Origin of the sequence: Enterobacter sp. 198, assembly GCF_009025585.1 — a bacterium.
Lineage (GTDB): Bacteria > Pseudomonadota > Gammaproteobacteria > Enterobacterales > Enterobacteriaceae > Enterobacter > Enterobacter ludwigii.
In genome coordinates this window covers 1-21,424 of record NZ_WCIM01000022.1, presented here as the reverse complement: position 1 = coordinate 21,424, position 21,424 = coordinate 1, and the positions used below count along the sequence as shown (strand labels likewise).

16 protein-coding genes are annotated in these 21,424 nt (G+C 55.6%); 10 read left to right on the top strand and 6 right to left on the bottom strand.

The features are described 5' to 3' along the window. Complete coding sequence (cspD, locus tag F8561_RS12935; RefSeq protein ID WP_008499993.1) at positions 1-222, bottom strand: cold shock-like protein CspD; 222 nt, start codon at positions 220-222, stop codon at positions 1-3. 267 nt (positions 223-489) lie between these two features. On the opposite strand from cspD, the gene clpS reads away from it, so the two are divergent. The 3 genes from clpS (at position 490) to F8561_RS12920 (ending at position 3,956) form a co-directional block, all read left to right on the top strand. Then, the gene (clpS, locus tag F8561_RS12930; RefSeq protein WP_006174393.1) at positions 490-810 is read left to right on the top strand and encodes an ATP-dependent Clp protease adapter ClpS; all 321 of its coding nucleotides are present in this window, start codon (positions 490-492) and stop codon (positions 808-810) included. Between the two features lie 28 nt (positions 811-838). Next, positions 839-3,118, top strand: a complete 2,280-nt coding sequence (clpA, locus tag F8561_RS12925; protein ID WP_020884836.1) for an ATP-dependent Clp protease ATP-binding subunit ClpA — start codon at positions 839-841, stop codon at positions 3,116-3,118. A gap of 388 nt (positions 3,119-3,506) precedes the next feature. Further along, positions 3,507-3,956, top strand: a complete 450-nt coding sequence (locus F8561_RS12920; RefSeq protein ID WP_078775025.1) for a hypothetical protein — start codon at positions 3,507-3,509, stop codon at positions 3,954-3,956. A 70-nt stretch (positions 3,957-4,026) separates the two neighbouring features. Here the strand turns inward: F8561_RS12920 and infA are convergent, their stop codons facing one another. From infA to trxB, 5 genes are all read right to left on the bottom strand, one after another. Next, positions 4,027-4,245, bottom strand: a complete 219-nt coding sequence (gene infA, locus F8561_RS12915; RefSeq protein ID WP_002211347.1) for a translation initiation factor IF-1 — start codon at positions 4,243-4,245, stop codon at positions 4,027-4,029. A 284-nt stretch (positions 4,246-4,529) separates the two neighbouring features. Continuing rightward, positions 4,530-5,234 (bottom strand): leucyl/phenylalanyl-tRNA--protein transferase, encoded by a 705-nt coding sequence (gene aat, locus F8561_RS12910; RefSeq protein ID WP_025204567.1) that lies wholly within the window; start codon positions 5,232-5,234, stop codon positions 4,530-4,532. 46 nt (positions 5,235-5,280) lie between these two features. Then, positions 5,281-7,002: a heme ABC transporter ATP-binding protein/permease CydC gene (cydC, locus tag F8561_RS12905; protein WP_151887552.1), complete on the bottom strand. Its 1,722-nt coding sequence runs from the start codon at positions 7,000-7,002 to the stop codon at positions 5,281-5,283. Continuing rightward, a complete protein-coding gene (cydD, locus tag F8561_RS12900; protein ID WP_151887551.1) occupies positions 7,002-8,768 on the bottom strand; it encodes a heme ABC transporter permease/ATP-binding protein CydD in 1,767 nt (588 codons plus the stop codon). Before cydD ends, cydC begins: the two co-directional genes overlap by 1 nt. A gap of 114 nt (positions 8,769-8,882) precedes the next feature. Next, entirely contained in the window at positions 8,883-9,851 is a 969-nt protein-coding gene (gene trxB, locus F8561_RS12895) for a thioredoxin-disulfide reductase (protein ID WP_025204565.1), read from the bottom strand. 544 nt (positions 9,852-10,395) lie between these two features. On the opposite strand from trxB, the gene lrp reads away from it, so the two are divergent. The 7 genes from lrp to F8561_RS12855 all read left to right on the top strand — a co-directional run. Next, positions 10,396-10,890, top strand: coding sequence for a leucine-responsive transcriptional regulator Lrp (gene lrp, locus F8561_RS12885; protein WP_000228469.1), 495 nt, complete (start codon positions 10,396-10,398; stop codon positions 10,888-10,890). Positions 10,891-11,025: 135 nt separating this feature from the next. Continuing rightward, positions 11,026-14,745: a DNA translocase FtsK gene (gene ftsK, locus F8561_RS12880; RefSeq protein WP_151887550.1), complete on the top strand. Its 3,720-nt coding sequence runs from the start codon at positions 11,026-11,028 to the stop codon at positions 14,743-14,745. A 127-nt stretch (positions 14,746-14,872) separates the two neighbouring features. Next, positions 14,873-15,487 carry an outer membrane lipoprotein chaperone LolA gene (gene lolA, locus F8561_RS12875; protein ID WP_014169368.1) on the top strand — a complete coding sequence of 205 codons (615 nt, stop codon included), beginning with the start codon at positions 14,873-14,875 and terminating at the stop codon, positions 15,485-15,487. A 9-nt stretch (positions 15,488-15,496) separates the two neighbouring features. Then, on the top strand, positions 15,497-16,840 hold the full coding sequence (rarA, locus tag F8561_RS12870; protein ID WP_014169370.1) for a replication-associated recombination protein RarA: 1,344 nt from the start codon (positions 15,497-15,499) through the stop codon (positions 16,838-16,840). Between the two features lie 92 nt (positions 16,841-16,932). Next, on the top strand, positions 16,933-18,225 hold the full coding sequence (gene serS, locus F8561_RS12865; RefSeq protein WP_008499983.1) for a serine--tRNA ligase: 1,293 nt from the start codon (positions 16,933-16,935) through the stop codon (positions 18,223-18,225). A 211-nt stretch (positions 18,226-18,436) separates the two neighbouring features. Further along, on the top strand, positions 18,437-20,878 hold the full coding sequence (dmsA, locus tag F8561_RS12860; RefSeq protein WP_063925198.1) for a dimethylsulfoxide reductase subunit A: 2,442 nt from the start codon (positions 18,437-18,439) through the stop codon (positions 20,876-20,878). A gap of 10 nt (positions 20,879-20,888) precedes the next feature. Next, the coding region (locus F8561_RS12855; RefSeq protein ID WP_151887524.1) for a DMSO/selenate family reductase complex B subunit at positions 20,889-21,424 on the top strand (536 nt) is incomplete at its 3' end.

Genomic DNA, 21,424 nt, shown 5'->3' with positions numbered 1-21,424 from the left:
CTATGCGACCGTTTCTGCTTCAATGGGTACGATCAGGCTTGCATGATTGCCTTTGGGTCCCTGGTGTACATCGAACCGGACGGACTGCCCGGCTTTGAGCGTTCTGTAACCATCCATCTGAATGGTGGAATAGTGAGCGAAGATATCCTCGCCGCCGCCTTCGGGGCAGATGAAGCCAAACCCTTTGGCGTTGTTGAACCACTTAACAGTACCCATTTCCATGCTTCGACATCCTTCGTAAATCTTATAAGTTAAGATGGAATGAACCGGTGGTGGAGTGGGGGCTGTTCAAAACCTCGCCATCTCACGCTTGTACAATTTAGAGAAACGAAAGAAGTCGTCAAGCGTTTGGCGCTTGAGATGGGACAATAATCAACCAAAGTTTGAAGCAGTTAACGCTATTGCAACAGTTTGTGACAGACATCGCGGATGACAGTAATAGATGATTGTTATCTAACATCTGAGGTAGATTCAAAGTGGTTATGCAAAATGGGTAAGACCAACGACTGGCTGGATTTTGACCAGCTGGCGGAAGATAAAGTGCGTGACGCGCTAAAACCGCCATCTATGTATAAAGTTATGTTAATGAACGATGATTACACGCCGATGGAATTTGTTATTGACGTGCTACAAAAGTTCTTTTCTTATGATGTAGAACGTGCAACGCAACTGATGCTTACCGTTCATTATCGTGGCAAAGCTATCTGCGGCATCTTTACCGCCGAAGTGGCGGAGACCAAAGTCGCGATGGTGAACGATTATGCGAGGGAGAACGAGCATCCGTTGCTGTGTACGCTGGAAAAGGCCTGATAAGGCATAAAATTTGGGGGAGGTGCCTATGCTCAATCAAGAACTGGAACTCAGTTTAAATATGGCTTTCGCCAGAGCGCGTGAGCACCGACATGAGTTTATGACCGTCGAGCATTTACTGCTCGCACTGCTTAGCAACCCATCTGCCCGCGAAGCGCTGGAAGCCTGCTCCGTGGATCTGGTGGCGCTACGTCAGGAACTCGAAGCCTTCATCGAACAAACCACACCGGTGCTGCCAGCCAGTGAAGAAGAGCGCGACACGCAGCCGACGCTCAGCTTCCAGCGCGTGTTGCAGCGTGCGGTATTCCACGTCCAGTCTTCCGGACGTAGCGAAGTGACGGGCGCAAATGTGCTGGTCGCCATCTTCAGCGAGCAGGAGTCACAGGCTGCCTACCTGCTGCGCAAACACGAAGTCAGCCGACTCGACGTGGTTAACTTTATCTCTCACGGAACGCGTAAAGACGAGCCGAACCAGGCATCGGATTCCAGCAATCAGGTCAATAATAATGAAGAGCAAGCAGGCGGGGAGGATCGTATGGAAAACTTCACCACCAATCTCAACCAGCTTGCTCGCGTTGGCGGTATCGACCCGCTGATTGGTCGCGATAAAGAGCTGGAGCGCGCGATCCAGGTATTGTGCCGTCGCCGCAAGAACAACCCGCTGCTGGTGGGTGAATCCGGCGTCGGTAAAACCGCGATTGCCGAGGGTCTCGCCTGGCGTATTGTGCAGGGTGACGTACCGGAAGTGATTGCCGATTGCACCATCTACTCGCTGGATATTGGCTCGCTGCTGGCGGGCACTAAATACCGCGGCGATTTTGAAAAACGCTTTAAGGCGCTTTTGAAACAGCTCGAGCAGGACACCAACAGCATTCTGTTTATCGATGAGATCCACACCATCATCGGTGCCGGTGCGGCCTCGGGTGGCCAGGTGGATGCCGCTAACCTGATCAAACCGCTGCTCTCCAGCGGTAAGATCCGCGTGATTGGCTCCACAACGTATCAGGAGTTCAGCAACATCTTTGAGAAAGATCGTGCCCTGGCGCGTCGCTTCCAGAAAATCGATGTGACTGAACCCTCTGTTGAAGAAACCGTGCAGATCATCAACGGTCTGAAACCGAAGTACGAAGCGCACCACGATGTGCGTTATACCGCCAAAGCGGTGCGTGCGGCGGTGGAGCTGGCGGTGAAATACATCAACGATCGTCATCTGCCGGATAAGGCCATTGACGTGATTGATGAGGCAGGGGCGCGTGCGCGTCTGATGCCAGCCAGCAAGCGTAAGAAAACCGTTAACGTGGCGGATATCGAGACCGTGGTGGCCCGTATCGCGCGTATCCCTGAGAAGAGCGTTTCTCAGAGCGACCGTGACACGCTGCGCACCCTTGGCAATCGCCTGAAAATGCTGGTCTTTGGGCAGGATAAAGCCATTGAGGCGTTAACCGAAGCCATCAAGATGGCCCGTGCCGGACTGGGGCATGAACATAAGCCTGTCGGTTCCTTCCTGTTCGCCGGTCCGACCGGTGTGGGGAAAACCGAGGTAACGGTTCAACTCTCCAAAGCGCTGGGCATTGAGCTGCTGCGTTTTGATATGTCCGAGTACATGGAGCGTCACACCGTCAGCCGTTTGATTGGTGCGCCTCCGGGCTATGTGGGCTTTGACCAGGGCGGTCTGTTAACCGACGCGGTGATCAAGCATCCGCACGCGGTACTGCTGCTCGATGAAATCGAGAAAGCGCACCCGGACGTGTTCAACATCCTGCTGCAGGTGATGGACAACGGGACGCTGACCGATAACAACGGGCGCAAGGCGGACTTCCGCAACGTAGTGCTGGTAATGACCACCAACGCCGGTGTGCGTGAAACGGAGCGCAAATCTATCGGCCTTATCCATCAGGATAACAGCACCGATGCGATGGAAGAGATCAAGAAGATCTTTACGCCGGAGTTCCGTAACCGTCTGGACAACATTATCTGGTTCGATCACCTCTCTACCGAGGTTATCCATCAGGTAGTGGATAAGTTCATCGTCGAACTGCAGGTTCAGCTGGATCAGAAAGGCGTGTCGCTGGAAGTAAGCCAGGAGGCCCGCAACTGGCTGGCTGAGAAAGGCTACGACCGTGCGATGGGGGCCCGTCCAATGGCGCGTGTGATTCAGGACAACCTGAAGAAACCGCTGGCGAACGAGCTGCTGTTTGGCTTGCTGGTGGACGGCGGTCAGGTGACGGTCGCGCTGGACCAGGAGAAGAATGAGCTGACGTACGATTTCCAGAGTGCGCAGAAGCACAAGCCGGAAGCGGCTCACTAATTTCCAGCATTAGTCTTAAAAACCGGGCAACTGCCCGGTTTTTTTATGCCTGCCCGCACCGAAACTTTGCGAGGCGCTTTCCATATTTTCATCTCACTCATTGCTGTATAAATTCACAGTCCTAGAATGGCGACGCACCTGCAAAATCAGGTGTCAGGATTGGCGTCCTGATAACACACATAGGGAAAGATATTGCTCACAGCAATGTCACTGGTTTCGTTCACTCTTTTTTTAGCTGCGGTATAATCCGCACCTTCAAATATGGTGGGCTGAACCGGGGCTTCTTTGAAGCGCCGATTTTCCATATGGTCGGTACGCCAAACCGGTTCAGTCTGCCACCCGAAGTTGGCGTTTCTGGTGGTAATTGTTAGCTTTTAATATGGAAATTATGATCATGGAAAACCAGTCTCTTTCCCAGCTCTACAGCGAACTCTCCCTCAACCCCGATCTCCCGACCCTGGCCGAGCGCTGCATGCTGCTCACCGAAATTCTGCTGGACTGCAACGCCCACCCGCAAACGCAGCCCGTGTGCCGCTGTTTAGGCGCGTATCTGGAAGAAGTCAAAAGCGGACTCACAGAATCAATGCGTGATTTTCAGATAGTGGAATTTGAGGAGGACGCTGAACCACCGCGACAAAAAGCGTGGCTTCTGGAAGATACCGAAACAAAGTGCGACTACTGCCGGGCAGTAAACCACGTGCTGCTGGTGTCCCATTTTGATCGGGATATGCTGCCGCACCTGACGGGATTGCTGCATGAGGTGGCGCATTCCATGGCCGGGGATTTAATCACGCCGGCGCAGCCCCGCATGACAATACATCTTCCTGCCCGGCATTAAGCCGTTAAATAAAAAAGGCCGGGGTTAACCCGACCTTTATATATTCATCTGCCATTACAGGCGAAAACAATTAGCGACTACGGAAGACAATGCGGCCTTTGCTCAGGTCGTACGGGGTCAGTTCAACAGTCACTTTGTCGCCCGTTAAAATGCGGATATAGTTTTTGCGCATTTTACCGGAGATGTGCGCAGTTACCACGTGACCGTTTTCCAGCTCTACGCGAAACATGGTGTTAGGCAACGTATCAAGTACGGTACCCTGCATTTCAATATTGTCTTCTTTGGCCATCTAATCCTCTGGGGTATCACTACCAAGTTTTGAACCGGCAAGATAATGCCGAAATTCATCAATTAAGTAAAGAATTGCGCGTTTAAAACGCAGCAAAATAGTTTCGGCGCATTGCCCAAGCGTCACGGTACAACCGAACGGAAAGCGCATTCGTAAAGGGGATACAACAGGATAAACGTCAGGACGTTATCTGAAGCGGAGGACCCAAACGGCGGCGAGGCAACAGGCAGAACCTACTCTGCGGCATAATTATAACACCCTCACAAAAAATATGCGGAAAACATTTAGGCATTGGGCATAAAGAGCGTTCTTGGTACCCAGAAGTCTCGCGGCAGCTTCTCCTGACGGCAAACGTCCAGATGTTCTATGTAGTAACGGCGGGGGATTTCAACCGCACCGAGGGAGGCCGTATGCTCATTGAGGACCTGGCAATCCATCAGTTTTCCACCGCGCTGGGCAAACTCCTGGCAGAAGATCAGCAGCGCGGTTTTCGAGGCATTCACGGCACGGGAGAACATCGATTCGCCGCAAAACAGCGTCCCCTGCGCAACGCCATACATCCCGCCGACGAGTTCACCGTCTTGCCAGACTTCAATGGAGTGCGCGAAACCCAGCTCATGCAGCTGGTGATAGGCGGTAATGATATCGCGGGTGATCCAGGTTCCTTCATGACGGTCTTCGGCACAGCCTTCAATGACCTGACCGAAGGCATGATTCAGGGTGACGCGGTAGGGTGATTTCGCATGGAAACGCTTCATGCTGCGGCTCAGGTGAAACTGCGCCGGCCACAGCACGGCACGGGGATCGGGCGACCACCATAAAATCGGGTCGCCGGGTGAAAACCACGGGAAAATGCCGCGCTGGTAAGCCATCAAAAGCCGCGCAGGACTAAGGTCGCCGCCAAGGGCCAGCAGCCCGTTAGGTTCACGCAGCGCTCCCTCCGGCGAAGGGAACGCGATGTTATGACGAGAAAGCTGGACCAGGCGCATGACAGCAGAACTCCAATACGCGAGTTAGGATCGGTACAAATATAGTCTACAGACGCTGTTTAAACTGGTAGTAGCGACCCTGTTTCGCCAACAGTTCTGTGTGACTACCTTGCTCAATAATATGTCCGTTGTCCATCACAATTATCTGATCAAAACTCGCCAGCCCGCGCAGGCGGTGGGTGACCATCAGCACGGTTTTTCCGATCATAACATGGGCCAGTAAATCAAGGATTTGGCTCTCGGTTGTTGCGTCCAGCCCTTCGGTGGGTTCATCAAGCAGCATCAGCGGCGCATCGTGCAGCAACGCGCGTGCAATCGCCAGACGGCGCAACTCGCCGCCGGAGAGCTGACGACCGCCTTCCCCGAGCCAGCCGTTCAGCCCGTCGTTCTCAAGCAGTTTTTGCAGCCCAACCTGCTCCAGCATGGCGCGCAGATCATCGTCGGAGGCCTGAGGTGCCGCGAGCAGCAGGTTATCACGCAGCGTCGCGCTGAAGAGGTGCACGCGCTGCGGAACCACGCTCACGGTCTTGCGCAGCGTCTGTTCGCGGAAGTCGGTCAGCGGCGTATCGTTAAACCGAATCTGACCGTGCTGCGGATCCCAGGCGCGGGTCAGTAGCTGAAGAAGGGTGGATTTACCGCAACCGGTACGACCGAGGAGCGCAATCCGCTGGCCTGCTTTAACAGACAGCGTGATCCCTTCCAGCGCGTTCTGCGCCTGTTTTTCATAGGCAAAGGTGACGTTATCCAGGGTCAGCGCAACCTGCGTCGGCACGGCGGTCTGAGCGCCGCTGAACGTAACCTCCGGCTCCTGCTCGGCAATCTGAGTGATGCGCAGGGCAGAAGCGATGACCTGCCCGAGATGCTGGAAGGCGCCCGTCACCGGGGCCAGCGCTTCAAACGCGGCCAGTGCGCAGAAAACGAAGAGAGCAATCAGAGGGCCGGGCTGGGTATTTCCACCTACACCACCTGAAGCCATCCACAGCATGGCGATGACCGCCACGCCGCCGATCAACATCATCAGCGCCTGGGAGAATGCCGTCAGCTCCGACTGGCGGCGCTGAGCTTCATGCCAGTTCAGCTCAGTGCTTTCCATTTGACTGCGATAACGCGTGCTGGCACCAAAAATGGTCAGTTCCGCCTGTCCCTGCAGCCAGGATGTCAGCTGTTGTCGGTAGTCGCCGCGCAGTCGCGTCAGGTTCTCGCCAGTAGATTTACCTGCACGATAAAACAGCGGTGGCAGGATAATCAGCGTCAGCAGCATGATGCCACCCAGCGTGAGCGCAACGGGAACGTCCAGAACCGACAACCCCAGCGTGACCACCACAATCACCACAAACGCCCCCACGATGGGTGAGATGACGCGCAGGTAAAGGTGATCCAGCGTGTCGACATCGGCTACGACACGGTTGAGTAACTCACCCTGACGAAAACGTACCAGCCCGGCAGGGGAGAGGGGTAGCAGTTTGCTGAAGGTGTAAATGCGCAGGTGCTGTAGCACGCGGAAAGTGGCATCGTGGCTGACCAGACGCTCAAAATAACGTCCAGCAGTACGCGTGATTGCGGTGCCGCGAACGCCTGCCGCCGGAAGCATATAGTTAAAGCTGTATAAACCCGCGAACCCCGCGACGGCCGAAGCGGATAAGAACCAGCCGGAGAGCGTAAGCAGACCGATGCTGGCAAGCAGGGTAACAATCGCCAGCACAATGCCCAGCAGCAGCATCCATTTATGGCGTTTATAGAGCGCAAGATAGGGAAGCAGAGCACGCATCAGATATCCTCCTGACGGTTTGCCAGCAGGGTGGCAAACGGGCCCTGCGCGGCAACGAGAGAGGCGTACTCGCCTTGCTCAACAATATGACCATTTTCCATGACCCAAATCTGATCCCAGTCAGCAATACCTTCCAGCTGATGGGTGACCATCAGGGTGGTTTGCTGCCGCGAGGCCGCATTCAGGGCATCCATGACGCGTTGCTCACTGTGTGCGTCAAGGCTCGCGGCTGGCTCGTCGAGCAGCATGAGCTGGCATGGGTTAAGCAGCGCGCGGGCAACCGCCACACGCTGGGCCTGACCGACTGACAGGCCGGCAGACTGGTCACCGACAACGGTATCGACACCCTGCGGAAGCTGCGGCAGAAACTCGCTGACCCAGGCGCGGTCGAGCACGGATTGCAGTTCATCGTCACGCGCATCCGGGCGAGCCAGCAGCACATTGTCTCGCAGCGTGGCGGCAGGAAGCTGAGGGTTTTGTCCCACCCAGCTAAGCTGTTTACGCCAGGCAAGCGGATCGAGATCGCGCAGTTCAGTTTGGTTGATCCGCAGCGATCCGGTGTAGGCCATAAAACCCGATAGCACATTGAGCAGAGAGCTTTTCCCTGAACCACTGATGCCTACAAGCACCACACGTTTTCCGGCCGGAAGGGTAAAGTTAAGCGGGCCTGCCAGCACGTTGCCTTCAGGCGACAGAATGGAGAAATCACGCGCTTCAAGGGTAACCGGCTCTTTGGTGTTCAGCGTCACGTCACCGCGTTCCGGATGCGCCAGTGGCGTTTCCATAAACGTCTTCAGGCTGTCAGCCGCGCCCACGGCCTGCGCTTTTGCATGATAGAAGGTGCCCAGATCGCGAAGCGGCTGGAAAAATTCGGGGGCCAGTATCAGCGCAAGGAAACCGGCTGAAAGGGTCACCGCCGTGCCGTAGTGGCCAAAATCCAGCGCGCCGAGATATGAGAAGCCAAAGTAGACCGCCACGAGCGCAATCGACAGCGAGGTAAAGAATTCGAGTACGCCGGAGGAGAGGAACGCCAGACGTAACACTTCCATGGTGCGCTGACGGAAATCCTGCGATGCGAGGCGGATATTTTCAGTTTCCGCTTCACCGCGGCCAAAAATGCGCAACGTTTCCATGCCGCGCAGACGGTCAAGGAAATGGCCGCTTAAGCGACCCAGAGCCAGAAAGTTACGTCGGTTAGCGTCCGCGGCGCCCATGCCCACTAGCGCCATAAACAGCGGGATCAGCGGGGCTGTGCCCAGCAGGATCAGCGCTGCCATCCAGTTGACCGGGAAAATGGCGATGACAATCAGCAACGGAACGAAGACGGCTAGCGCCATCTGTGGCAGATAGCGCGCATAGTAGTCATGCATATCGTCAATCTGCTCAAGGATCAGCGTCGCCCAGCTTCCCGCGGGTTTACCCTGGATCCACGCCGGACCGGCCTCCTGAAGGCGGTCAAGCACCTGACGGCGGATCTCATAGCGGATATGCTGTCCGGCGTGAAAACCCACGCGCTCACGCAGCCAGACCACCCAGGCACGAAGAACAAAAATCAGGATCAGGACGATAAAGGGCAACAGGAGCGCTTCGCGCGGAATGTTCTCCATGATCATGTGATTAAGAATGCGGGCCAGCAGCCATGCCTGGGCAACAATCAACAGACCACTGACAAACCCCAGAAAACGGGAGATTGTTAGCCAGCGGCGGGAAAGAACGCTTTGCTGTTTCAGCCAGCGTGTTAACTCTTGTTGACGGGTTTTTTCCATTGCGTACTTAGCAGGTGACGTTATTAGAAGTTGGGCAGCGCAATGTTACAACGGAGAGACAATAAAGGCGACTTATCGCCGCCTTTATTTACGTTTGTTACTGACTTGTAAAGATTATTTACCTTGTTCCGCCAGCCCGTCGAGGTAGCGTTCAGCGTCCAGCGCGGCCATACAGCCGGTGCCAGCAGAGGTGATCGCCTGACGGTATATATGGTCCATCACATCGCCAGCAGCGAATACGCCAGGAATGCTGGTCTGGGTCGCGTTGCCGTGAATACCGGACTGCACTTTGATGTAGCCGTTTTCCAGCTCCAGTTGCCCCTCGAAAATCGCGGTGTTCGGGCTGTGACCGATCGCCACAAACAGACCCGCCACTTCCAGCGTTTCGACGTTATCGGTGTTCTGGGTATCACGAATACGCAGACCGGCAACGCCCATCTGATCGCCCGTGACTTCTTCCAGGGTACGGTTGGTGTGCAGCACGATATTGCCACTCGCCACTTTATCCATCAGACGTTTGATCAGGATCTTCTCTGCGCGGAAGGTGTCACGACGGTGGATCAGGTGCACTTCAGAGGCGATGTTCGCCAGATAAAGGGCTTCTTCCACGGCAGTGTTGCCGCCACCGATAACCGCCACTTTCTGGTTGCGATAGAAGAAACCATCGCAGGTTGCGCAGGCGGAAACGCCACGGCCTTTGAATGCTTCTTCAGACGGCAGACCGAGGTAACGGGCAGAAGCGCCGGTCGCGATGATCAGCGCATCACAGGTGTACTCGCCGCTGTCGCCCGTCAGACGGAACGGACGGTTCTGCAGGTCAACCTTATTGATATGATCGAACAGAATTTCGGTTTCGAATTTCGTCGCATGCTCGTGCATACGCTCCATCAGCAGCGGCCCGGTCAGGTCGTTCGGGTCGCCTGGCCAGTTTTCCACTTCCGTGGTGGTGGTCAGCTGACCGCCTTTTTCCATGCCGGTAATCAGAACCGGTTGCAGGTTAGCGCGTGCAGCATAGACCGCCGCGGTATATCCCGCAGGTCCAGAACCAAGAATTAGCAGCTTACTGTGTTTGGCCGTGCCCATGAGATCCCCATTGTTGTTGGCAGACATTTGGCTGGATTGTAGGGAATTTGTTGTCGTAAAAAAAGAGCGCAGCAATTTTGATATCGATATGTGCAATAGCCAGCGACGATGAATTAAGCGCTATAACATCACGCTTTGCGCCGAAATTCGCTCGTTTGTACGGCAATAAAATGAGGATTAATACCCTGCCGTAATGAATATCCGGCATGTTGTACTAAAAATCGATGTTTTGCTTTGACAATCCCCTGCGCTTTTGCGAAAACATTGAAGGAAGAAAAAAAACCGCGTTAACCGCATGCCGCATAGGCATGCACGTAAATGCCATTTTTACCGGGTCAGTGAAATCTACGCATGGCGTGGACAGACGCCATACGTGATATCGGTGACTGCTTTCGGGCAACGGTCTTCTTACCAACAGAACCCGAATCCGCATCGCGTCTAATACATAACCAGGCGATGTGATGACTAACGGGTACAGGCTCTGAACAGTGATGTGCACAGGGTCCAGGCAGGAGTAGGGAAGGAATACAGAGAGACAATAATAATGGTAGATAGCAAGAAGCGCCCTGGCAAAGATCTCGACCGTATCGATCGTAACATTCTTAATGAATTGCAAAAGGATGGGCGTATTTCCAACGTCGAGCTTTCAAAACGTGTGGGACTTTCCCCGACGCCGTGCCTTGAGCGTGTGCGCCGACTGGAAAGACAGGGTTTCATTCAGGGCTATACGGCTCTGTTGAACCCGCATTATCTGGATGCCTCACTTCTGGTATTTGTTGAGATTACTCTGAATCGTGGTGCGCCGGATGTGTTTGAGCAATTTAACGCCGCTGTACAAAAACTTGAAGAAATTCAAGAGTGTCATCTGGTATCCGGTGATTTCGACTACCTGTTGAAAACCCGTGTGCCTGATATGTCCGCCTACCGTAAGCTGCTGGGTGAAACCCTGCTGCGTCTGCCGGGCGTGAATGACACCCGTACCTATGTGGTGATGGAAGAAGTCAAACAGAGCAATCGTCTGGTTATTAAGACGCGCTAACACGGAACAGGTGCAAAATCAGTGTAGTTTGATTACACTCCTGTTAATCCATACAGCAACAGTGCCGGGGATACCCGGCGCTGTTGTCCGTTTTAGCAAACAGGCAGGATATGCCTGATACCTGGAGAGCCTTTCTTGAGCCAGGAATACACTGAAGACAAAGAAGTCACATTATCGAAGCTAAGCAGCGGACGTCGTCTCCTCGAGGCTTTGCTGATTGTTATTGCCCTTTTTGCCGTCTGGCTGATGGCAGCCCTACTCAGTTTCAACCCCTCAGATCCCAGCTGGTCACAAACCGCCTGGCATGAGCCTATCCATAACTTAGGCGGTGTTCCCGGCGCCTGGCTTGCAGATACGCTCTTCTTCATTTTCGGGGTGATGGCCTACACCCTTCCCGTCATTATCATTGGCGGATGCTGGTTTGCCTGGCGCCATCGTCAAAACGATGACTATATCGACTATTTCGCGGTGTCGCTGCGCCTGATTGGCGCACTGGCGCTGATCCTCACCTCGTGTGGGCTGGCGGCTATCAACGCCGATGATATCTGGTATTTCGCCTCTGGCGGGGTGATCGGCAGCCTGTTGAGTTCTGCGCTACAGCCCATGCTTCACAGCAGCGGTGGCACGCTTGCGTTGCTCTGCATCTGGGCGGCAGGACTGACGCTGTTCACCGGCTGGTCGTGGGTGAGCATCGCTGAGAAGATCGGCAGCTTTATCCTCACCCTCCTGACCTTCGCCAGCAACCGTACCCGTCGCGACGATACGTGGGTTGACGAAGATGAATATGAAGATGAGTACGAAGAGGAAGACGATGCTCCCGTTCAGCGTCGCGAATCTCGTCGTGCCCGCATTATGCGCGGCGCGCTGGCGCGTCGTCAGCGTGTTGCTGAGAAATTTGCCAACCCGCTAGGCCGTAAAACCGATGCGGCGCTCTTCTCCGGCAAACGCATGGATGAAGACGATCAGGTTGAATATCGTGCAGCCGGTGCGGCTGTCGATCCAAACGATGTGCTCTTCTCCGGCAACCGTGCCACGCCGGGAGCGTTTGATGAATACGACCCGCTGTTAAATGGCCACTCCGTGACCGAGCCGGTCGCTGCAGCGGCCGCCGCCACTACGGCTTCACAGGCGTATGCCGCTCCAGCCGATGCGGTGATGCCTTCAGCACCGGTTCCACCACCCGAATCCGCCATTCAGCAACCTCAGGTGGAGTGGCAAACCGCCCCTGGCGTTCATACGCCTGAGCCGGTTATTGCGCCAGAGCCAGAGAGCTATATTCCTGTCCAGCAGGAAGCCTGGCAGCAGCCTTATCAGCCGGAGCCGGCATATGAGCCTCAGGGATATCCGCAGTACGCGCAGCCTGCCGCACAGCCTCATCAGGAGTACGTGCCGGAGCCGGTTGAACCTGAACAGCCATACGTAGCGCCTCAGCCTGAGCCTGACGTGGTGGAAGAGGCGAAACCGTCTCGTCCGCCATTGTACTATTTTGAAGAGGTCGAAGAGCGGCGTGCCCGCGAGCGTGAACAGCTGGCGGCCTGGTATCAGCCTGTGCTTGAACCGGTGCAGGAGCCTGTAACCAAAGCACCTTCTGTTTCGGTTCCTCCGGTTGATCCAACGCCTGCCGTTGCACCTGTTGCTGAAAGCGTGAAGCAGGCTACAGCGGCAGCCCCGGTCTTTAGCCTCGCCACAGGCGGTGCGCCACGTCCACAGGTGAAAGAGGGCATTGGCCCACAGTTACCTCGCCCAAACCGTGTCCGCGTGCCAACGCGGCGTGAGCTGGCCTCCTACGGTATCAAGCTCCCTTCTCAGCGTATGGCTGAGGAAAAAGCGCGCGAGAATGAGTATGAAGATGACGTTGATGAAATGCATCAGGATGAACTGGCGCGCCAGTTCGCCGCGCAGCAGCATCAGCGCTATGGCGAAGAATACCAGCATGAAGTGCATCATCCGCAAGACGAAGATGACGCGGCTGAGGCGGAATTAGCGCGCCAGTTCGCGGCCACGCAGCAGCAGCGTTATGCCGGTGAGCAGCCCGCCGGAGCGAATCCGTTCTCGCTGTCGGATTTTGAATTCTCGCCAATGAAAGATCTGGTTGATGATGGCCCGAGCGAGCCGCTGTTCACGCCGAGCGTGATGCCGGACGCTGAACCGACGCGTCCGCAGACTGCGCCAGCGCCGCAAGCGTATGCACAGCCGCAACAACCGGCACCGCAGGCGCATGCACAGCCGCAACAACCGGCGCCGCAGGCTTACGCGCAACCGCAGCAGCCACCACAGCCGCCGCAGTTCCAGCAGCCTCAGGCACAGCCGCAGGAGAGTCTCATTCACCCGCTGCTGATGCGTAACGGCGACAGCCGTCCGTTGCAGCGTCCAAGCACGCCTCTGCCGTCGCTGGATCTGTTAACCCCACCGCCGGCTGAAGTCGAGCCGGTCGATACCTTTGCTCTTGAGCAGATGGCACGTCTGGTGGAAGCGCGTCTGGCGGACTTCCGTATCAAGGCTGATGTGGTCAACTACTCCCCAGGGCCGGTGATCACTCGCTTCGAACTTAATCTGGCACCAGGCGTAAAAGCCGCGCGTATTTCTAACCTTTCCCGTGACCTGGCGCGTTCTCTGTCGACCGTGGCGGTGCGTGTTGTAGAGGTTATTCCGGGTAAACCTTACGTCGGTCTTGAACTGCCGAATAAGAAACGTCAGACCGTTTACCTGCGCGAAGTCCTGGATAACGCGAAGTTCCGCGATAACCCGTCACCGCTGAGCGTGGTTCTGGGTAAAGATATTGCGGGCGAGCCGGTGGTGGCCGATCTGGCAAAAATGCCTCACCTGCTGGTGGCAGGTACCACCGGCTCCGGTAAATCCGTCGGTGTGAACGCCATGATCCTCAGCATGCTCTATAAAGCGCAGCCGGAAGATGTCCGTTTCATCATGATCGACCCGAAAATGCTGGAACTGTCGGTCTATGAAGGTATCCCGCATCTGCTGACAGAAGTGGTTACCGACATGAAAGACGCGGCCAATGCCCTGCGCTGGAGCGTTAATGAGATGGAGCGTCGCTACAAGCTGATGTCTGCGCTGGGCGTGCGTAACCTTGCCGGTTATAACGAGAAAATCGCCGAAGCGGCACGGATGGGGCGTCCGATTCCGGACCCTTACTGGAAACCGGGCGACAGCATGGATGCTCAACATCCGGTGCTGGAAAAACTGCCTTACATCGTCGTGCTGGTGGATGAATTCGCTGACCTGATGATGACCGTCGGTAAAAAAGTGGAAGAGCTGATTGCACGTCTGGCGCAAAAAGCGCGTGCGGCCGGCATCCACCTGGTTCTGGCGACGCAGCGTCCGTCTGTGGACGTCATTACGGGTCTGATCAAAGCGAACATTCCAACCCGTATCGCGTTTACCGTATCGAGCAAAATTGACTCGCGTACTATTCTCGACCAGGGTGGCGCGGAGTCGCTGCTGGGTATGGGGGACATGCTTTACTCTGGCCCGAACTCTACTTCTCCGGTGCGTGTTCACGGCGCATTTGTTCGCGACCAGGAAGTTCACGCCGTGGTGCAGGACTGGAAAGCGCGCGGTCGTCCGCAATATGTTGATGGCATTACCTCCGACAGTGAAAGCGAAGGCGGCGGTGGTGGCCTGGACGGCGGCGAGGAGCTGGATCCGTTATTCGACCAGGCGGTTAACTTCGTCACCGAAAAACGTAAAGCTTCTATCTCGGGTGTGCAGCGTCAGTTCCGCATCGGCTACAACCGCGCAGCGCGCATCATCGAGCAGATGGAAGCGCAGGGCATTGTGAGCGAGCAGGGGCACAACGGTAACCGTGAGGTGCTGGCACCGCCGCCGTTTGATTAACCTTCAGTGATTGCAAAGAAGGGTAAATCAGCCAAAATTAAGCATTTTCTTCTGTCGCCTGCCTTCGGGCAGGTACACAATAGAGGGCAGAGCCCCATATCGGGATGACGTATTTTAAGGAATAACAATGAAAAAAATCGCAATCGCCTGTGCATTACTCACCAGTTTTGTCGCCAGCAGCGTCTGGGCTGATGCAGCCAGCGACCTTAAAAGCCGACTGGATAAAGTGAGCAGTTTCCACGCCAGCTTTACGCAAAAAGTGACTGACGGCAGTGGCAATGCGGTGCAGGAAGGTCAGGGGGATTTGTGGGTAAAACGCCCGAATCTGTTTAACTGGCATATGACTCAGCCGGATGAGAGCATCCTGGTTTCTGACGGTAAGACCCTGTGGTTCTACAACCCGTTTGTCGAGCAGGCTACCGCGACCTGGCTGAAAGACGCGACCAGCAATACGCCTTTCATGCTGATTGCGCGTAACCAGTCCAGCGACTGGCAGCAGTACAACATCAAACAGAATGGTGATGAGTTTGTTCTGACGCCGAAAGGCAGCAATGGCAACCTGAAACAGTTCACCATCAACGTGAGCACCAACGGAACCATCAATCAGTTTGGTGCAGTTGAGCAGGACGACCAGCGTAGCAGCTACCAGCTCAAGACCCAGCAAAACGGCGCGGTTGACGCGTCTAAATTCACCTTTACCCCGCCGCAGGGCGTAACGGTGGACGATCAGCGCAACAAGTAAGAGGCATGAGTGAGCAATCTGTCGCTCGATTTTTCTGAGAATGCGTTTCAACCTCTGGCCGCGCGTATGCGGCCAGAAAATTTAGCGCAGTACATCGGCCAGCAACACCTGCTGGCTGCGGGGAAACCCTTGCCGCGTGCCATTGAGGCCGGGCATCTGCACTCCATGATCCTCTGGGGCCCACCCGGTACAGGTAAAACTACGCTCGCGGAAGTTATCGCCCGCTATGCTAACGCGGATGTCGAGCGCATCTCGGCGGTCACGTCCGGCGTGAAGGAGATCCGCGAGGCGATTGAACGTGCGCGGCAGAACCGCAATGCCGGGCGACGTACCATTCTCTTTGTTGACGAAGTTCACCGTTTCAATAAAAGCCAGCAGGATGCTTTCCTGCCGCACATTGAAGACGGCACCATTTTCTTCATCGGTGCCACCACCGAAAATCCGTCGTTTGAACTCAATTCCGCGCTGCTTTCCCGTGCACGTGTTTACCTGCTCAAATCCCTGACCGTGGAGGATATTGAACAGGTTCTCACGCAGGCGATGAACGATAACGCGCGCGGCTACGGCGGGCAGGATATCGTTCTGCCTGACGACACGCGCCGGGCGATCGCTGAACTGGTTAACGGCGACGCCCGCCGGGCACTCAATACGCTGGAAATGATGGCCGATATGGCCGAAGTGGATGCGTCCGGCAAGCGGGTACTGAAACCGGCGTTGCTCACCGAGATCGCCGGGGAGCGCAGCGCGCGTTTCGACAATAAAGGCGATCGGTTTTACGATCTGATTTCGGCACTGCATAAGTCCGTGCGCGGCAGCGCGCCCGATGCGGCGCTTTACTGGTATGCCCGCATTATCACCGCCGGTGGCGATCCGCTGTATGTGGCCCGTCGCTGCCTGGCGATTGCCTCTGAAGATGTCGGGAATGCCGATCCGCGCGCCATGCAGGTGGCTATTTCGGCCTGGGACTGCTTTACCCGCGTCGGGCCTGCTGAAGGCGAGCGTGCTATCGCTCAGGCGATTGTTTATCTGGCCTGCGCACCGAAAAGTAACGCTGTCTATACCGCCTTTAAAGCGGCCATGTCCGACGCTCGTGAACGCCCGGATTATGACGTGCCGGTTCATTTGCGCAATGCGCCGACCAAACTGATGAAAGAGATGGGGTATGGGCAGGAGTACCGCTACGCCCACGACGAACCCAATGCCTACGCCGCCGGGGAGGAATATTTCCCGCAGGAGATGGCACAAACCCGCTATTATCACCCCACAAACAGAGGTCTTGAAGGCAAGATTGGCGAAAAGCTCGCCTGGCTCGCCGGACAGGATCAAAATAGCCCTATAAAACGCTACCGTTAGTGCGATCGTTGCGGTAATGTTGGCAATGTATCCCTGTGGCCGCAGGCTGTGGTCACATTTTCCTATTTTAATTCGATAAGCACAGGATAAGCATGCTCGATCCCAATCTGCTGCGTAATGAGCCAGACGCAGTCGCTGAAAAACTGGCACGCCGGGGCTTTAAGCTGGATGTAGATAAGCTGCGCGCTCTTGAAGAGCGTCGTAAAGTTCTGCAGGTACAAACTGAAAATCTGCAGGCAGAGCGTAATTCTCGATCGAAATCCATCGGCCAGGCGAAAGCGCGCGGGGAAGACATTGAGCCATTACGCCTGGAAGTGAACAAACTGGGTGAAGAGCTGGATCAGGCGAAAGCGGAGCTGGACGTGCTTCAGGCCGAGATCCGTGATATCGCGCTGGCGATCCCGAACATTCCTGACGATAGCGTACCTGTCGGTAAAGATGAAAACGACAACGTTGAAGTGAAACGCTGGGGCACGCCTCGCGAGTTCGACTTCGAGGTTCGCGATCATGTGACCCTGGGCGAAATGCATGCCGGCCTGGACTTTGCGGCCGCAGTTAAGCTGACCGGTTCTCGCTTCGTTGTGATGAAAGGCCAGATTGCTCATCTGCATCGCGCTCTCGCGCAGTTTATGCTGGATCTGCACACCGAGCAGCATGGCTACAGTGAAACCTACGTCCCGTATCTGGTTAACCACGATACGCTGTACGGTACTGGCCAGCTGCCAAAATTTGCCGGCGATCTGTTCCACACCCGTCCGCTGGATGAGGAAGCTGACAGCAGCAACTACGCGCTGATCCCAACTGCGGAAGTGCCGCTGACTAACCTCGTGCGTGATGAGATCATCGACGAAGACGATCTGCCAATCAAACTGACAGCACACTCTCCGTGCTTCCGTTCTGAAGCGGGTTCTTACGGCCGTGACACGCGTGGTCTGATCCGTATGCACCAGTTCGACAAAGTAGAGATGGTGCAGATTGTCCGCCCGGAAGAGTCGATGGACGCGCTGGAAGAGATGACCGGCCACGCTGAGAAAGTGCTGGAGCTGCTGGGTCTGCCGTACCGTCGTATGGCGTTGTGCACCGGTGATATGGGCTTTGGTGCCTGCAAAACCTTCGACCTGGAAGTCTGGGTTCCTGCGCAGAATACCTACCGTGAAATCTCCTCCTGCTCTAACGTCTGGGATTTCCAGGCGCGTCGTATGCAGGCACGTTGCCGCAGCAAGTCTGACAAGAAAACCCGTCTGGTGCATACCCTGAACGGTTCTGGTCTGGCTGTCGGTCGTACACTGGTTGCCGTGCTGGAAAACTATCAGCAGGCGGACGGTCGTATTGAGATCCCTGAAGTGCTGCGTCCGTACATGAAAGGCCAGCAGTACATCGGTTAATGATTTGACGTGAAACAAAAAAGCGCCTCAGGGCGCTTTTTTTATACCTTAGAATTGATACGACGCAATAACCCCTCCCTCCAAAGTAGTAATACTCCTCCGAATGAAAGTCAGCATAAAAAACCAATAACGAAGTTATTCGTTATATATAAAACTATATAGCGGCATATGCCGCCTCTCTTTTCTTTGTGAGCAACCAAAGTGAGTCTCTATGAAAATCAAAGCGCCTGAAGCGTTAATGGCTGCCGAGGTCACTCGCCGTGGGTTGATGAAAACCACGGCAATTGGTGGTCTGGCCGTTGCCAGCAGCGCCTTTACGCTCCCTTTTTCTCGTCTGGCGTCGGCGGCGGATGCACTGTCCCCGACCACCCCGGAAAAAGTGGTGTGGAGTGCCTGTACCGTAAACTGCGGTAGCCGTTGTCCACTGCGTATGCATGTGGTGGATGGTGAGATTAAATATGTCGAAACCGATAATACCGGGGACGATAACTACGAGGGGTTACATCAGGTCCGCGCCTGCCTGCGCGGCCGTTCAATGCGTCGTCGCGTTTATAACCCGGACCGCCTGAAGTACCCGATGAAACGCGTTGGCAAGCGTGGAGAAGGGAAGTTCGAGCGCATTAGCTGGGATGAAGCCTACGACATCATCGCGACGAACATGCAGCGTCTGATCAAAGACTACGGCAACGAATCCATCTATCTGAACTATGGCACCGGGACGCTCGGCGGCACGCTGACCCGCTCCTGGCCACCGGGGAAAACGCTGGTGGCCCGTCTGATGAACTGCTGCGGCGGTTATCTGAACCATTATGGCGACTACTCTTCGGCGCAGATTGCCGCCGGTCTGAACTACACCTACGGTGGCTGGGCAGACGGTAACAGCCCGTCTGATATCGAAAACAGTAAGCTGGTGGTGCTGTTCGGCAACAACCCGGGTGAAACGCGCATGAGCGGTGGCGGGGTAACGTACTACCTCGAACAGGCGCGCGCCAAATCGAATGCCCGCATGATTATTATCGACCCGCGCTATACCGACACCGGTGCAGGGCGTGAAGATGAGTGGATCCCGATTCGTCCAGGCACCGATGCTGCGCTGGTCTCCGCGCTGGCATGGGTGATGATCACTGAAAATCTGGTCGATCAGCCGTTCCTCGATAAATACTGCGTCGGTTATGACGAGAAAACATTGCCAGCCAGCGCGCCGGCTAATGGCCACTATAAGGCCTATATTCTCGGTCAGGGCAGCGACGGTATTGCCAAAACGCCGGAATGGGCGTCCACCATCACGGGAATTCCGGTAGACCGTATTGTTCAACTGGCACGCGAGATTGGCTCGGCTAAACCGGCCTATATTAGTCAGGGCTGGGGTCCACAGCGTCATGCGAACGGTGAAATTGCCACCCGTGCCATTTCGATGCTCGCCATTCTGACGGGTAACGTGGGCATTCATGGCGGTAACACCGGTGCGCGTGAAGGCTCCTATGAAGTGCCGTTTGAACGTATGCCGACGCTGGAAAACCCGGTTCAGACCAGTATCTCCATGTTTATGTGGACTGATGCCATTGAACGCGGCCCGGAAATGACTGCGCTGCGTGACGGCGTGCGGGGTAAGGACAAACTGGATGTCCCGATCAAGATGATCTGGAACTACGCCGGAAACTGTCTCATCAACCAGCACTCTGAAATTAACCGCACCCATGAAATCCTGCAGGATGACAAGAAGTGCGAGATGATTGTGGTGATCGACTGCCACATGACTTCTTCAGCAAAATATGCCGATATTATTCTCCCGGACTGCACGGCCTCTGAGCAGATGGATTTCGCGCTGGATGCCTCCTGCGGCAACATGTCCTACGTCATCTTTACCGATCAGGCCATTAAACCTCGCTTTGAGTGCAAAACCATCTATGAGATGACCTCTGAGCTGGCGAAACGTCTTGGCGTTGAGCAGCAATTTACCGAGGGGCGCACGCAGGAAGGGTGGATGCGCCATCTGCATGAACTCTCCCGCAAAGCGATCCCTGACCTCCCGGATTTCGATACCTTCCGTGAGCAGGGGATGTACAAACAGCGTGATCCGGAAGGCCACCACGTGGCGTACAAAGCTTTCCGTGACGATCCGCAGGCCAATCCGCTGACCACGCCATCGGGCAAAATTGAAATTTATTCAGAAGAGCTGGCAAAAATTGCCTCTACCTGGGAGTTGCCGGAAGGGGATGTTATCGATCCGCTGCCGATCTACACGCCGGGCTTTGAAAACTACAACGATCCGCTGACCGCGAAATTCCCGCTGCAGTTGACCGGCTTCCACTACAAAGCGCGTGTTCACTCTACCTATGGCAACGTCGACGTACTGAAAGCTGCCTGCCGTCAGGAGATGTGGATTAACCCGATGGATGCCAAAGCCCGTGGGATCAGCAATGGCGACCGCGTGCGCATCTTTAACGGTCGCGGTGAGGTACACATTGAAGCCAAGGTGACTCCGCGCATGATGCCTGGCGTTGTCGCGCTGGGGGAAGGGGCCTGGTATAGCCCGGATGCGAATCGCATCGACCAGGCAGGCAGTATTAACGTACTGACCACGCAGCGTCCGTCGCCACTGGCGAAGGGCAACCCGTCCCACACGAACCTTGTTCAGGTTGAAAAGGTGTAAGGAGTAACCGATGACAACCCAGTATGGATTTTTTATTGATTCCAGCCGCTGCACCGGGTGCAAAACCTGCGAGCTCGCCTGCAAGGATTACAAAGATTTAACCCCGGACGTCAGCTTCCGCCGTATTTACGAATACGCAGGCGGTGACTGGCAGGAAGACAACGGTGTCTGGCATCAGAACGTGTTTGCCTACTACCTGTCGATTGCCTGCAACCACTGCGAAGACCCGGCCTGCACCAAGGTCTGCCCGAGCGGGGCGATGCACAAGCGTGACGACGGGTTTGTGGTGGTGGATGAAGATGTCTGCATCGGCTGTCGCTACTGCCACATGGCCTGTCCGTACGGTGCCCCGCAGTACAACGCCGCCAAAGGGCATATGACCAAGTGCGACGGCTGCCACACTCGTGTGGCAGACGGCAAAAAGCCGATCTGCGTGGAGTCCTGTCCGCTGCGTGCGCTGGACTTCGGTCCTATCGACGAGCTGCGTAAAAAACATGGTCAGCTGGCGGCCGTCGCGCCGCTGCCGTCCGCGCACTTCACGAAGCC

Coding starts and splice junctions, on each gene's coding strand:
- cspD (WP_008499993.1), bottom strand. CDS start 222: ATGGAAATGGGTACTGTTAAGTGGTTCAACAACGCCAAAGGGTTTGGC.
- clpS (WP_006174393.1), top strand. CDS start 490: ATGGGTAAGACCAACGACTGGCTGGATTTTGACCAGCTGGCGGAAGAT.
- clpA (WP_020884836.1), top strand. CDS start 839: ATGCTCAATCAAGAACTGGAACTCAGTTTAAATATGGCTTTCGCCAGA.
- F8561_RS12920 (WP_078775025.1), top strand. CDS start 3,507: ATGATCATGGAAAACCAGTCTCTTTCCCAGCTCTACAGCGAACTCTCC.
- infA (WP_002211347.1), bottom strand. CDS start 4,245: ATGGCCAAAGAAGACAATATTGAAATGCAGGGTACCGTACTTGATACG.
- aat (WP_025204567.1), bottom strand. CDS start 5,234: ATGCGCCTGGTCCAGCTTTCTCGTCATAACATCGCGTTCCCTTCGCCG.
- cydC (WP_151887552.1), bottom strand. CDS start 7,002: ATGCGTGCTCTGCTTCCCTATCTTGCGCTCTATAAACGCCATAAATGG.
- cydD (WP_151887551.1), bottom strand. CDS start 8,768: ATGGAAAAAACCCGTCAACAAGAGTTAACACGCTGGCTGAAACAGCAA.
- trxB (WP_025204565.1), bottom strand. CDS start 9,851: ATGGGCACGGCCAAACACAGTAAGCTGCTAATTCTTGGTTCTGGACCT.
- lrp (WP_000228469.1), top strand. CDS start 10,396: ATGGTAGATAGCAAGAAGCGCCCTGGCAAAGATCTCGACCGTATCGAT.
- lolA (WP_014169368.1), top strand. CDS start 14,873: ATGAAAAAAATCGCAATCGCCTGTGCATTACTCACCAGTTTTGTCGCC.
- serS (WP_008499983.1), top strand. CDS start 16,933: ATGCTCGATCCCAATCTGCTGCGTAATGAGCCAGACGCAGTCGCTGAA.
- dmsA (WP_063925198.1), top strand. CDS start 18,437: ATGAAAATCAAAGCGCCTGAAGCGTTAATGGCTGCCGAGGTCACTCGC.